16 protein-coding genes are annotated in these 13,163 nt (G+C 47.7%); 10 read left to right on the top strand and 6 right to left on the bottom strand.

The window, feature by feature from the left end; genetic code table 11:
• The first annotated feature begins 165 nt into the window (after window positions 1-165).
• The gene (locus MJQ52_RS05650; RefSeq protein ID WP_265210065.1) at window positions 166-1,143 is read left to right on the top strand and encodes a BMP family lipoprotein; all 978 of its coding nucleotides are present in this window, start codon (window positions 166-168) and stop codon (window positions 1,141-1,143) included.
• Window positions 1,140-2,789, top strand: a complete 1,650-nt coding sequence (locus MJQ52_RS05645; RefSeq protein WP_265210066.1) for a methyl-accepting chemotaxis protein — start codon at window positions 1,140-1,142, stop codon at window positions 2,787-2,789. The genes MJQ52_RS05650 and MJQ52_RS05645 overlap by 4 nt, the downstream gene beginning before the upstream one ends.
• A 60-nt stretch (window positions 2,790-2,849) precedes the next feature.
• On the opposite strand, the gene MJQ52_RS05640 is transcribed toward MJQ52_RS05645, so the two are convergent.
• Together MJQ52_RS05640 and MJQ52_RS05635 are read right to left on the bottom strand one after the other, a co-directional pair.
• A complete protein-coding gene (locus MJQ52_RS05640; protein ID WP_003155105.1) occupies window positions 2,850-2,972 on the bottom strand; it encodes a hypothetical protein in 123 nt (40 codons plus the stop codon).
• A 48-nt stretch (window positions 2,973-3,020) separates the two neighbouring features.
• On the bottom strand, window positions 3,021-3,872 hold the full coding sequence (locus MJQ52_RS05635) for a DegV family protein (protein ID WP_014304769.1): 852 nt from the start codon (window positions 3,870-3,872) through the stop codon (window positions 3,021-3,023).
• A gap of 124 nt (window positions 3,873-3,996) precedes the next feature.
• Here MJQ52_RS05635 and MJQ52_RS05630 point away from each other — a divergent pair, with 124 nt between their 5' ends.
• Both MJQ52_RS05630 and MJQ52_RS05625 read left to right on the top strand, forming a co-directional pair.
• Window positions 3,997-4,839: a YitT family protein gene (locus tag MJQ52_RS05630; RefSeq protein WP_003155101.1), complete on the top strand. Its 843-nt coding sequence runs from the start codon at window positions 3,997-3,999 to the stop codon at window positions 4,837-4,839.
• Between the two features lie 14 nt (window positions 4,840-4,853).
• Window positions 4,854-5,315 carry a BsuPI-related putative proteinase inhibitor gene (locus MJQ52_RS05625; protein ID WP_003155099.1) on the top strand — a complete coding sequence of 154 codons (462 nt, stop codon included), beginning with the start codon at window positions 4,854-4,856 and terminating at the stop codon, window positions 5,313-5,315.
• Between the two features lie 37 nt (window positions 5,316-5,352).
• Here the strand turns inward: MJQ52_RS05625 and MJQ52_RS05620 are convergent, their stop codons facing one another.
• From MJQ52_RS05620 to MJQ52_RS05610, 3 genes are all read right to left on the bottom strand, one after another.
• Entirely contained in the window at window positions 5,353-5,550 is a 198-nt protein-coding gene (locus MJQ52_RS05620; protein WP_003155097.1) for a DUF3813 domain-containing protein, read from the bottom strand.
• On the bottom strand, window positions 5,550-5,699 hold the full coding sequence (locus MJQ52_RS05615; protein WP_003155094.1) for a hypothetical protein: 150 nt from the start codon (window positions 5,697-5,699) through the stop codon (window positions 5,550-5,552). Before MJQ52_RS05615 ends, MJQ52_RS05620 begins: the two co-directional genes overlap by 1 nt.
• Window positions 5,700-5,784: 85 nt before the next feature.
• Window positions 5,785-6,597, bottom strand: a complete 813-nt coding sequence (locus tag MJQ52_RS05610; protein WP_007610550.1) for a Cof-type HAD-IIB family hydrolase — start codon at window positions 6,595-6,597, stop codon at window positions 5,785-5,787.
• A 120-nt stretch (window positions 6,598-6,717) separates the two neighbouring features.
• On the opposite strand from MJQ52_RS05610, the gene MJQ52_RS05605 reads away from it, so the two are divergent.
• Both MJQ52_RS05605 and MJQ52_RS05600 read left to right on the top strand, forming a co-directional pair.
• Window positions 6,718-7,485 carry a prolyl oligopeptidase family serine peptidase gene (locus tag MJQ52_RS05605; RefSeq protein ID WP_094247083.1) on the top strand — a complete coding sequence of 256 codons (768 nt, stop codon included), beginning with the start codon at window positions 6,718-6,720 and terminating at the stop codon, window positions 7,483-7,485.
• 62 nt (window positions 7,486-7,547) lie between these two features.
• Window positions 7,548-7,856, top strand: a complete 309-nt coding sequence (locus MJQ52_RS05600) for a metal-sulfur cluster assembly factor (RefSeq protein WP_094247082.1) — start codon at window positions 7,548-7,550, stop codon at window positions 7,854-7,856.
• Between the two features lie 109 nt (window positions 7,857-7,965).
• On the opposite strand, the gene fosM is transcribed toward MJQ52_RS05600, so the two are convergent.
• Window positions 7,966-8,388, bottom strand: a complete 423-nt coding sequence (gene fosM / locus MJQ52_RS05595) for a FosM family fosfomycin resistance protein (protein ID WP_094247889.1) — start codon at window positions 8,386-8,388, stop codon at window positions 7,966-7,968.
• Between the two features lie 341 nt (window positions 8,389-8,729).
• Between fosM and MJQ52_RS05590 the strand changes: the two genes are divergently transcribed.
• From MJQ52_RS05590 to argJ, 4 genes are all read left to right on the top strand, one after another.
• Window positions 8,730-10,166: an FAD-binding oxidoreductase gene (locus MJQ52_RS05590; RefSeq protein ID WP_265210067.1), complete on the top strand. Its 1,437-nt coding sequence runs from the start codon at window positions 8,730-8,732 to the stop codon at window positions 10,164-10,166.
• On the top strand, window positions 10,163-10,705 hold the full coding sequence (locus MJQ52_RS05585; protein WP_176283246.1) for an MFS transporter: 543 nt from the start codon (window positions 10,163-10,165) through the stop codon (window positions 10,703-10,705). Before MJQ52_RS05590 ends, MJQ52_RS05585 begins: the two co-directional genes overlap by 4 nt.
• A gap of 166 nt (window positions 10,706-10,871) precedes the next feature.
• Window positions 10,872-11,909: an N-acetyl-gamma-glutamyl-phosphate reductase gene (argC, locus tag MJQ52_RS05580; protein ID WP_265210068.1), complete on the top strand. Its 1,038-nt coding sequence runs from the start codon at window positions 10,872-10,874 to the stop codon at window positions 11,907-11,909.
• A 22-nt stretch (window positions 11,910-11,931) separates the two neighbouring features.
• Window positions 11,932-13,149 (top strand): bifunctional ornithine acetyltransferase/N-acetylglutamate synthase, encoded by a 1,218-nt coding sequence (argJ, locus tag MJQ52_RS05575; protein WP_232213419.1) that lies wholly within the window; start codon window positions 11,932-11,934, stop codon window positions 13,147-13,149.
• The last annotated feature ends 14 nt before the right edge of the window (window positions 13,150-13,163 follow it).

Genomic DNA, 13,163 nt, shown 5'->3' with positions numbered 1-13,163 from the left:
TGCAAAAACATCGGTGAACCAAAACCGGTGTTTTTTATTTTCTCAAAAGCTCCTATATCCCTCATTTGTTTATCACCCTGCCGAACATACATATTTTATTGAAATAAAATATTCTGACATCCGAACCGATATATAACTATAGAAAAAAACAAAAGGAGAGTTTCAATGAGAAAAATGGCGATATTTGCGGCTGTACTGCTGCTTGCGCTCAGCACGGCGGGATGTGCCGGCAAATCCGAGGAGACGGCGGCCGAAAAAACGAAAACAATCGGCATCATGCTGACAGACAACGGCCTCGGCGACCAATCATTTAATGATTCAGGCTTTCAAGGTTTGATGAAAGCAAGAGACGAGCTCGGCATCACATTTGATTACAGAGAAATAAAAGACACCGGTACGTACGAAAAAGGACTGACCCAGCTTGTCCGGGAAGGCAATGATGTTGTTGTGGGGCTCGGTTACAGCATGCAGGCGGATTTAGAAAAGGTCGCCAAAAAATATCCGAAGCAGCGGTTTGTGCTGATTGATTCCGTATCAGACCTGGATAATGTCACCTCCGTCACGTTTAAAGAGGATGAAGGAAGCTTCTTAGCCGGAGCGCTGGCGGCTATGACGAGCAAAACCGGCACGATCGGATTTATCGGCGGTTCAGATGCCGATGTCATTAAACGGTTTAAGAAAGGCTATCTGAAAGGCGCGGAATCAGTCAAACCGAACATCCGCGTGCTGTCGGAAATCAGCGGTACGTTTGATGATGATAAGCTCGGGAAGCGCATCGCCCAAAACATGATCCGAAAAAAAGCCGATGTCCTGTTTACGGCGGCCGGCTTCACGGGTGTCGGCGCACTGAAAGAAGCGGAGGCGCGAAAAGTATACGCCATCGGTGTTGACAGCGATCAATATTACACCGCCGAGCACGCCGTTATCTCTTCTTTAGTGAAAAACGTCGACCATGTCATCTATGAATTGGCGAAAGATTTAAAAGACAACAAGGAGATCAAAAGCGGTGAGATCGTTTACGGACTGAAGGAAAACGGCATGGACTTAGCCAAGATCAGAGTTGTCAAAAACGCAGGCGGGCTGACGAAAAAGATCACGGATATGAAAAACAGTCTGATTGAAAAAGGAGGCGATCTGAAGTGACATTACGGACAAGGCTGCTCGTTAACGCAGCCGTTACGATGATTTGCTTCGCCGCCGTCATCGGCTTTACCATCGTAAACATGATGAAGATTCAGGCTTCAAATGAAGATGAAGTGGACACGCTGTTAAACGTCCAGGAAGCAAAAGCTGACCTTAATACGTTAAAAGAAAGCATCACCGGCTATTCCTATACGCTCGCAGACGCCCAGAAAGAAGATGTACGAAGCTATATGAAAAGCAGCTCAGACAAACTGGCGGCGCTCAAAAAAACGATGAGGGACGATGCGGACAAAGCCGCTTATGACAAACTCGCCAAAAAATACGAATCATGGCAGGCGGAGGCGGACGCTGCCCTTGATTCGAAAAGCCCGGCTGAAGCGACAAGGACGGCGGCCCGCATCAACGGTCTCCTGAATGATATTTATATGCTGAATCTGAAAAGCCGGGATCACTATGAAGACATGCAGAAGCAGACGGCTGACCAGATTCAGTTTATCGTTTACAGCGCAGCCGTGCTGACCATCGTGATACTTGCCGTCACCGTCATATCTTCCATCAGGCTGACGAAGAGAATTGCAGGGCCGATCCGCCGCATGGCTGAAAATGCCCGCCGTATTGCAGGAGGGAACCTTGCTGTTGAAATGCTTGATTATAAAGGGAAGGACGAACTGAAAGAGCTGAATGACTCATTCGGAATGATGGCTGAACAGCTCCGCACCTTAATTCAGGCGATCGGAGAGGTCGGCCGTGAAGTCGAGACTTTTGCGGAAGGTTTGACGAAGGAAAACCAGACGCTGAAGGACATGACCGAGCAGGTGTCCGTATCGACGGAAGAAATGGCGCAAGGCTCCCAAACCATTTCAGAAGATCTGCAGCATGCGGTGCAATTCATTGAACAAATGGATGATCATTCAAAGGCGAACGCCGAACGTTCAAAACAAACGACGAGAAGCAGCGAAGAGACGATTGCTGCGGTGGCTGCGGGGCGAGGTGCTTTAGCCGAGACCAAGCAAGCCATTGATAAAAGCAATGAGACATCAAAAGAGATTTCCGAAGCCGCCGATCTCTTCATAGAGCATGCGGCAGGCATCAGTATGATGGCGCAGACCGTTTCCGACATTGCGGGCCAGACCAATCTGCTGTCCTTAAACGCCGCAATCGAGGCGGCCAGAGCAGGCGAGGCCGGAAAAGGATTTGCCGTCGTTGCCGAGGAGATAAGGAAGCTCGCAGACGGATCAGCCAAAGCGACCGCGCAGATTTTCGATATGGTAAAGCAAATTGAAGACGGCATCACATCCATTACCGGAGCTGTCACGACCGGCGTCGCTTTGGCGGACAGACAGCAGGAGCTGATGGAGAAAACGTCAGAATCATTCGCCCATATTGAACAAAAAGCCGCCCATATTAAGGCGGAGCTTACTCAATTGGACGGAGGGATCATCGAATCGAAACAGCTTGGTGAGCAAGTGCTGCATCATGCCGAAAGCATCAGCGCCGTCGTTCAGGAAACGGCTGCAGGAAGCGAAGAGATTTCTGCCTCCGCGCTTGAGCAGCTGTCTTCTTTTCATAAAATGGCGGAAAGCGTCAATAATCTGGTGAGCCTGACAGAGCGGTTAAACGATCAGGTCCGCCGGTTTACTTTGTAACGGACATCCGTGCGCAAAAAACAGCCCTCTTTCTTCTAAGACAAGAGGGCTGTTTTGCTTTTACAGATGGTCCGGTTTTTTGGAATTCTGGTTTTTTCCCGCCTGCCGGTTTTTTTCGGCAAGCCGGTTCTTTTTCTGATTTACGGCGTTATTGTCCAACGGTTTTTTGTCATCATCTTTCATGCGGCAAAGCCTCCCTTCTGTCCGTTAGGATGCCCGCCCGCATTGAAATTATGGCTTCAGGAAAAAAATCGCGAGCGTGCCCGGCCCGGAGTGGGCGCCGATCGCAGAGCCGATTGAATGAAGAATGATCTCTTTCGGATGGAACGCTTCTTCAATCATTTCCTTCATCCCAATCGCCGTCTCTTCATTATCTGCATAGCTGATTCCCACGGTTTGATCTGCCCAATCGCCGCCTTCTTCCTTCATCATTTCTATAATCCGTTTAAACAGTTTCTTCTGTCCGCGCAATTTTTCGAGCGGCACGAGCCTGCCGTCATCCACATGCAGAATCGGTTTGATGTTCAAAAGCCCCCCGACAAAAGCGGACGTTTTTGAAATTCTGCCGCCCCGCGCGAGATAGGCGACGTCATCGACCGTAAATATATGTTTCATCCGTGCGCAAAAGTTCTTTACAGACGTTTCGATTTCTTGTATTGTATTCCCGTTAACACAGAGTGTTTGCGCGTGCATCACTGCGAGGCCGCAGCCCAGTGAAGCGCATTTGGAATCTACAATCCGTAAATCAAAATCGGGAAATTCCTCTTTTACTTCATTGGCGATCATTACGGCCGTCTGATAGGTGCCGGAAAGACCTGAGGAAAAGGCGATGTATATCGCCGGTTCTCCCAGTTCCGCGTATTGTAAAAATACTTTTTTTATCGTATCCGGTGATGCCTGGGATGTTTTCGGAACTTTCCCGTCCCGCATCGCTTGAAAGATATGATCCGCCTGAATGGTGACCGCGTCCTCATATTCGTTTCCGTCAAGTGTTACGTGCAGCGGAATGAACCCGATCCGGTTTTCTTCAATATAAGATTTCGGCAGGTCAGAGGCGCTGTCAGCAATAAGGTGAACTGTCATCATAATTCCCTTCTTTCCGGTTGGTGAGAGTATGCCAACTATATCATATAAATTTGGCAAAATAGTGTTCAAAACTTTATTTTAAGGGAAAAGCTAATAATGAAAATGAGCGGAGGAGCAAGCCATGGTACTAGAACAAGTAAAAAAATTAGCAATCGTCGTCATCGGCGCGTTTCTGTATGCGGCGGGACTGAATTTATTCCTGATACCGGCGAATGTATATGCCAGCGGTTTTACCGGTGTCGCCCAGCTGCTGTCAAGCGTCGTTGATCAATACGCCCCCTTTTATATTTCGACAGGAGTTCTCATGTTCCTCTTAAACATTCCCATCGGTGTGTTAGGGTGGCTGAAAGTCGGCAGATCATTCACCGTATACAGCATATTAAGCGTAGCGCTGACGTCCGTCTTTATGGGGATTCTCCCGGAAATGAGACTGTCACACGATATTCTTCTGAATACCGTATTCGGAGGAGTCATCTCAGCTATCGGCATCGGTTTAACGCTGAAATTCGGCGCTTCGACAGGCGGTCTTGATATCGTGTCGATGGTGCTGGCCAAATGGAAGGATAAACCGGTCGGCACATATTTCTTCATTTTGAACGGGATTATCATTTTGACGGCAGGATTATTGCAAGGATGGGAGAAAGCATTATATACCCTTGTCGCTCTGTATGTCACAACAAGGGTGATTGACGCCATTCACACGCGCCACATGAAACTGACCGCCATGATCGTTACAAAAAAAGCTGATGAAATCAAAGAAGCGATTTACGGGAAAATGGTCCGAGGCATTACGACGGTGCCGGCAAAAGGCGCTTACACAAACGAACAGAAAGAAATGATGATCATCGTCATCACGCGGTACGAATTGTATGACCTTGAGAAAATCGTGAAAGAAGTCGACCCGAAAGCCTTCACAAACATCGTGCAAACGACGGGGATCTTTGGTTTCTTCAGAAAAGACTGATAGGAGCGGATAGAATGAAGTGGCTGTTTGGCCTGTTATTACCGGTCATTTTATTGATCGGATGCAGCAGTCAATCCGGGCAGAAGGAGCCCGCTGAGGAGGTATCCGGAGAGATGAATGAACAGCAAGCGGAATTAGCCGTAAATCCTGTGCAGACAGATCAGCAGATCGAATTTCAAATGTCTTTAAAAAACAAAAGCGAAAGCCCGATCGATTTCACATTCAGCTCAGGGCAGAAATTCGAACTGACCGTACATGACCAACATCACAAAGAACTGTACCGCTATTCCAAAGACAAAATGTTTACTCAGGCGTTTCAGACCGTGACCTTAATGCCGAATGAAACGTATGACTTTTCAGATGTGTGGAAGAACGTGCCCGGTCCGGGAACATACACGGTGACGGTGACGTTTTTAGGGAAGTCCGATCAGATCGGAAAAAGACTGAAAACGGTAAAAACATTTGAAGTAAAATAAAAAAGCGGCGCCCTCATCTCAAACGGGGCGCCTTTTTTTATTGCAATTTCTCCAGCTGATCCTGAAATTGGTGCAGCTGCTGACGTTCTGCATCCGTCGAATTGGCGTACGCGGAAGACACGGCATTTTTGGCGCGTGAGACAGCTTTTTCCTGGTCGCCGTCCTCGAAACCGTTAGCAATCATGACGGCCTGCTGGACAAATGACTTGGCTTGAGAAAACAGTTCGTTTCTCATTAAAAGTCAACCTGCCTTTCAGCCGAATCTTTTGCTGCATCATGCTGTGCTTCCTCTAATGTAGACCGATATGGAAATCTTGCGTCATGAAGACTGACAGAGTCCTTGCCTTGCTGAATAAACCGTTTTGATTTGTTTCGTTTACCCATTGCAATGTCCCCCTTCCATATTTAGACGAGATGAGTCGTCTGTTTTAGTATGGGCGGAAGGCTTTGTGTTATGAGCGGGAAAACCTCACAGGGAGAAATAGGATTTTAAAAATTCGGCGATTCCGTCCGCTTCATTTGAACCCGTGACGCGATCGGCGGCCTGTTTGACTTCATCCGTGCCGTTTCCCATCGCTACGCCGCACCCGGCAAATCGGAGCATTTCAAGATCGTTGTCTTCGTCGCCGAACGCGATGATCCGTTCTCTCGGCACTTGGTAATAGTCGCTGATTTTCTTCAGGCCGACCGCTTTATTCATCCCGTGTTTAATAATTTCAATCACATGCCAAGGAGCCGCCCATCTTCTGTGGTCAATGACCTCGGCGTGCACATCAGATAAATGCGCGCGTATGTCCGCGACGTCCTCTTCCTTCGCGTGAATCAATACGGACGTCACATCCTCTTGGACCGTTTCGCGCAGATCGCCGAATGTGACATTCGCCGTATTCATATGAAACGCCTCAATTAAATGCTCATCATGATAGTGGAAGTACACATCATCAATGATCTCAGCGAGCACATTATGTATTTGATAGGTCTCTGTAAGTTCGGCAAGCTGTCTGACCACATCGACAGATAGAGACGTGTGGTAGCGTCCCCATGACTCGTCTTTCGGGTGGTGGACAAACGCTCCGTTAAAATTGACAATCGGCGTTGTCAGCCCAAGCTCGTCATAATACATCGAACTGGAACGGAAAGGGCGGCCGGTTGAGATGCAGACATGATGGCCCGCTTCTTTCAGCGTCTGAATCGTCCGTGCCGTTTCAGGGGAAATGGTTTTATCATCTTTTAATAAGGTTCCATCCAGATCTAAGGCGATGAGGTAAGGTTTTGTCTCCATAAATAACTCCTTTTGTCATATAATTTGCTGTTTTTCTCTTATGTACAGTGTAGCTTTTTACCATCTTTATTGTCTACATGTTACACTTATGATTATGGTTATCCTAAGGAGGGAGTCAACGTGATTCTTATTGATCATCAAACTGTATCAGGCATTCCGTTTTTACATATTGTAAAAGAAGAAAATCGGGACCATCCCGCTCCCCTTGTTTTCTTTATTCACGGTTTTACAAGCGCGAAGGAGCATAATCTTCATTTCGCTTACCTGCTTGCTGAAAAGGGTTTCAGAGCCGTGCTGCCGGAAGCTCTTTACCACGGTGAACGCGCTGAACAGCTGTCAGCAGAAGAGCTCGCCGTCCATTTTTGGGACATTGTCTTAAATGAAATCGAGGAGCTTGACGTGCTGAAAAAGGATTTTGAAGCGCGCGGTCTGATTGAAGACGGGCGGATCGGTCTTGCGGGGACGTCAATGGGCGGAATTACGACATTCGGCGCGATGGCCGCGTATGATTGGGTCAAAGCCGGCGTCAGTCTGATGGGAAGCCCGAACTATACGGCATTTTTTCAGCAGCAGATTGACCACATTCAAAAGCAGGACATCGACATTGACGTCACAAAAGAACAGGTCGACGAACTGTTTGCGCGGCTCAAACCGTTCGATCTCAGTCTGGAACCGGAAAAACTCCGCAGCCGCCCGCTGCTGTTCTGGCACGGCGTTCAAGACAAAGTCGTTCCGTATGCACCGACCCGCGGCTTTTATGAAACGATTAAACCTCATTACAGCAGCCGGCCTGACCATCTTCAGTTTCTGAAAGACGAACGGGCTGATCATAAAGTCCCGAGATACGCCGTTTTAGAAACCGTCGCCTGGTTCGATAAGCATTTATAAAGCACAAAGGTGTTAACAATACCCGCTTTTACGTTATACTGAGGAAAAAGGAGTGATGGAACGTGGAAGAAGCATTAAAAGAAAACATCATGGGCGCCTTGGAGCAGGTTGTTGACCCTGAGCTCGGCGTCGATATCGTCAATCTCGGTCTTGTATACGACGTTGATATGGATGACAACGGCCTGACGCACGTTACGATGACACTGACATCAATGGGGTGCCCGCTCGCTCCGATCATCGTCGACGAGGTGAAAAAAGCGCTCGCCGACATTCCGGATGTAAAAGAGACGGAAGTCCACATCGTCTGGAATCCGCCGTGGACAAGAGACAAAATGTCACGCTACGCAAAAATCGCATTAGGGATTCAGTAATAAGAAAATGCACCTCGGATTTTAGGTACATCCTAAAGTTTGGAGGTGCTTTTCTTTTGTCTGCATATAAGCGACGGTGAGGGCTTGTTTTGGATCGCAAACAAAATCCTCATATATAAAATTTCATATGAGGTTTATCTTTTTTGTAATAGGACAGTCTGTCCTGGAGTGTACCTGTGTGGAATTCAAATTTATGTCCATCGGGATCAGTAAAATAAATTGACTTTTGATCTTGCTTATCCCTAGGACGCCCATTTAATATATTTACATTTAGATTTTTTAACCTTTGATGTATTGCATCAAAATCTTTTGGGTCAATTGTAAAGGCTGTATGCGTATAGGATTTATGTATTTCATTTCTTGGTATATCCGCCTCTAAGTTAAGTGCAAGCCAAAGCCCGTTCAGATCAAAATATGCTGTCTTTTGTCCTTTAACCAGAAGTTGTGCATGAAATACTTTCTCATAAAATTCTATTGATTTTTCCAAATCTGAAACAGAAAAAAGAAGATGATTGATCCCTTTTATGTTCATTTTCCCCACCTCATTTAACATCTTTGTTTTAAACAATCCCTTTGGTAATACATCTGCATATATATCGATTATATACTGACTAAAAATCATTTTTAGGGTTTTCTGTGTATTTTTTATGCCCGGTGTTTTCCGGATGACCGTTTTGAACTGTACTAAACATGATTCTGCCGGGGCCCGTTTTGTCTGCTTTGTCGCTGCAGACCGGCGTGCGGAAAGAAGGGCAAGTCACTAAAAAAACCAAGTTTCCCGCCATTCGGGGGTTTTTGCGGTATCGGGTTAAAAAGGAAAAAAACGGACGGAGGCATGATATAATAGACCGGCTGCATGCGAGGGAGGAACCCATGAAGAAAAAATTACTTCTCATTATCCTTAGCATTCTTGTTTATACGGCGCTGTTCGCTGTTTCCGCCTTTCACAAAGAGCCGGAGCGGCAGGCAGGGACAATGACGGATGTCAGCCGTCTCATGCCCGTGAAAATTAAGCAGACGGTCAAAGGAAAAGAGAAAGAAACATTGGTCGAAACGATTAAGGAAGCAAAGAGAAAGCATCTGAAGATCTCAATCGCAGGCGCCCAGCACTCAATGGGCGGCCAGACGTATTATGAAGACGGTATCGTTCTCGACATGACGGGCTACAACAAAATACTCGGTCTCGACCGAAAGAAAAAAATCATCAGAGTGCAGGCGGGAGCGACGTGGAATGATATTCAGCGCTATGTCAATCCGTACGGGCTCGCGGTAAAAGTCATGCAATCGCAAAACATTTTTACGATCGGGGGCTCACTGAGCGCCAACGCCCACGGCCGGGATATCCGGTACGGTTCGCTGATTGATACGGTCAAATCGTTTCATCTTTTAAAGGCGGACGGCAAAGTCATCACCGTTACTCCGAAAGATGACCTGTTTTCAGCCGTCATCGGCGGCTACGGCCTGTTCGGGGTCATCCTTGACGCGGATATTGAGCTGACGGATGATGAGCTTTATGAAATGAAAACGAAACGCATGAACGCTGATACATACAGTCAATATTTTACGCAGCATGTTCAGCGCAACCCCGCCGTGCGCATGCATCTCGCGCGGATCGCAACAGGGGATAAAGGCTTTTTACACGATATGTATGTGACTGATTACACACTCTCAGACAACCAGAAAGAATTAAAGCGGCACAATGAACTGAAAGAAGATGAGCATCCGGCGCTGACGAAATTCGCGCTCGGCCTCTCCCGCCGGTATGACTGGGGAAGAAATTGGTTCTGGTCCACCCAGCAGTCTTATTTTCTCAGCCAAAACGGCGTGAAAGTCTCCAGGAACAATGTCATGCGGTCAGAATCGAAGTTTTTGGAATATGAAAACACGGACAACACCGACGTGCTTCAAGAATACTTCGTGCCCGTCGGCGAATTTGCGCCGTACATTCATGATTTACGCAAGACGCTGTCACATGAAGAGCTCAATCTCGTAAATATTACGATCCGCTACGTGCAAAAAAATGAAAAAGCCGATCTGTCATACGCAAAGGAAGACATGTTTTCACTCGTTCTTTTAATCAATGAAGGGTTTTCAAAAGACAGCCAGGCGAGTACAGCGCGGATTGTCAGAAAAATGACGGATACGGCATTGTGCCACCGCGGCAGTTATTATCTGCCGTATATGCTGTATCAAACGAAAGAGCAGATGCGCGAGGCATATCCGAAAAGCGATACGTTCTTTCGGAAAAAACACAAATATGATCCCGATGACTTGTTTATGAATTATTTTTATCAGAGGTACAAATCATGAAACACAACCATTTAAAATGGCTGATCCTGTCTCAGAGCAGTGTCTTTTTTGCCGGCAGCCTGATCTTTCCGTTTTATATTTTATTTATTAAAAACATCGGTTCCAGCTACACGCAATTCGGTCTCTCATACGGCTTGTTCGGCCTGAGCGGCGCATTGATTCATCCGCTGCTCGGCCGGCTGTCGGCAAGACTGGATCCCCGCTGGTTCCTGATGGCGAATTCGTGGGGGATGGCGGTGCTTCTTCTGACGCTCCCGCATATTACCGGCGTGCACCAGGTTTATGTTGTGCAGGTGCTTTTGGGCCTCTTCGGCGCCATGCAAAAACACGGCGAGAAAATCATGATCGCCGATTACACCGACGGCGGGGAGCGGGGGAAAAAAGTCGGCAGCTATCATTTCTGGACGGCCGTATTTTCCGCTGCCGCCATTATTCTCGGCGGGTTTCTCGCTGATTTCTTTACGGTTTATATTATTTTTTACGCCAGCTCCGTGCAGTTTTTTATAAGCGGGCTGATGATGCTGAAAAAAACAGACTGATCCGATCAGCCTGTTTTTCTTATGAAACCCCCTCGATCGAGAGGGGGTTTTTTGTCAGCGAAAACCGATGGAAAATGAATGAAAAAATATTAAATATACAATTGAATTAATTTTTATTCATGTTATAATGTTAAATAATTTCACAAAAACCAAGAAGGTGAACCCGTTGAAAATAGGTATTATAGGCGCGACTGGTTATGGAGGCGCCGAACTTGTCAGGATTCTTAACCATCACCCTTATACAGAAGATTGTATATTATATTCATCGAGCGACGAAGGGAAAGAATATGCCGCTTCATATCCGCATTTGAGGAATATAGCGTCACAATCACTTCAGCCGCTTCATATAGAAACGATTCGAAACGAAATTGATGTCATGTTTATAGCCGCGCCGCCCGGCGTTTCCGGAGAGTGGTCGCCCAAGCTGGCGGAGGCGGGCATCCCGGTCATTGATCTATCCGGTGATCTGCGGATTCAAAACCCGGCCGTGTATGAAAAGTGGTATAAGCGGAAGGCCGCGCCGAAAGGAACGCTTCAAAGCGCGGTTTACGGTTTAGCCGAACTGCAAAAAGAAGAGATTCAGACTGCTAAGCTGATTGCCAATCCGGGATGTTTTCCGACGGCTGTGCTGCTCGGGCTCGCCCCGCTGGCGAAAAATAAGCTTTTACAAGATTCATTTCTGATTGTTGATGCGAAAACAGGCGTATCCGGTGCCGGCCGAAAAGCATCCATGGGCACTCATTATTCTGAGCTGAATGATAATTTCAAAATTTATAAGGTTAATGAGCATCAGCATACTCCGGAAATTGAACAGCAATTGGCGGCATGGCAGCCCGGCACAGGCCCGATCACGTTTTCCGCTCATTTGGCGCCGATGACAAGGGGCATTATGGCGACGATGTACACGGAGGCCCCTCCGGGTATGTCTGCTGCACAGGTAAGAGAATTGTATTCCGAATTCTACAAAGATTCATATTTTGTCAGAATCAGGCCGGAAGGTGAATTTCCGGCGACGAAAGAGGTATACGGCAGCAATTTTTGTGATATCAGTGTCACCGTGGATGAGAGAACAAACCGTGCCACCATCGTTTCTGTCATAGATAATCTGATGAAAGGCGCCGCAGGGCAGGCGGTTCAAAATTTAAATATCATGAATGGCTGGCAGGAAGAAACGGGACTTACGATGACGCCAGTCTATCCATAGAACGAAAGAGGGATTCGAAAATATGATTCAGCTGAGTGAGGAAATCACGAAAATAAAAGGCGGCGTATCCTCGCCGAAAGGGTTTGAGGCAAAGGGCGTCCACTGCGGTCTGCGCTATTCAAAAAAAGATCTCGGAGCGATTATCAGCGAAGCGCCTGCAGTCAGTGCGGCGGTATATACGCAGAGCCATTTTCAGGCAGCGCCCTTGAAAGTGACGCAAGAGAGCTTAAAAAAAGAGGCCGTGCTTCAGGCGGTTATCGTCAACAGCGCGATTGCCAATGCCTGTACGGGAGACCAAGGATTAAAGGACGCCTATGAAATGCGGGACGGCTTCGCGAGCCAGCTCGGCATTGAGCCGGAGCTTGTTGCGGTTTCGTCAACCGGGGTGATCGGCGAGCTTTTAGACATGAAAAAAATTCAGGCGGGCATTGAACAGCTCGGTCAAGCGCCGTCAGTGTCCGGAGCATTTGAAGAAGCCATTTTGACGACGGATACAGTGACGAAACAGACGTGTTATGAACTGGTGATCGGCGGAGACATCATCACGATCGGCGGAGCGGCGAAAGGCTCCGGCATGATCCACCCCAACATGGCGACAATGCTCGGCTTTGTCACAACGGACGCGGCCGTGGAAGAACAGGCGCTCAAAAACGCGCTCAGAGAGATTACGGATGTTTCATTTAACCAAATCACCGTTGACGGAGAAACATCGACGAATGACATGGTGCTTGTGATGGCGAACGGCTGCGCGGGGAATGATTGCCTGACGGAGCAGCACCCTGACTGGCCGGCATTTAAAAAGGGGTTAAAGCTTGTATGCGAAGACCTTGCCAAAGATATTGCCAGAGACGGTGAAGGAGCGACGAAATTAATTGAAGCCAGAGTCGAAGGCGCGAAAAATAACCTTGAGGCGAATATTATCGCCAAAAAAATCGTCGGCTCAAGCCTTGTGAAGACCGCCGTTTACGGCACTGACGCCAACTGGGGGCGTATCATCGGCGCCATCGGGCACAGTGCGGCAAGTGTAACGGCCGAACAAGTGGAAGTTTTCCTCGGCGGTCAGTGTCTGTTTAAACACAACGAACCTCAGCCGTTTTCGGAAACTGATGCCAAGGAGTACTTATCAGGTGATGAAATTACGATTGCAGTCCGCCTGCAGGAAGGCTCCGGCAGCGGCCGGGCATGGGGCTGTGACTTAACCTATGATTATATCAAAATCAATGCGAGCTATCGCACATAGCAAAGGGGAGCGGC

Source organism: Bacillus sp. jun7 (genome assembly GCF_051034795.1).
Taxonomy (GTDB): Bacteria; Bacillota; Bacilli; order Bacillales; family Bacillaceae; genus Bacillus; species Bacillus velezensis.
This window is presented reverse-complemented; position numbering and strand designations above follow the sequence as displayed.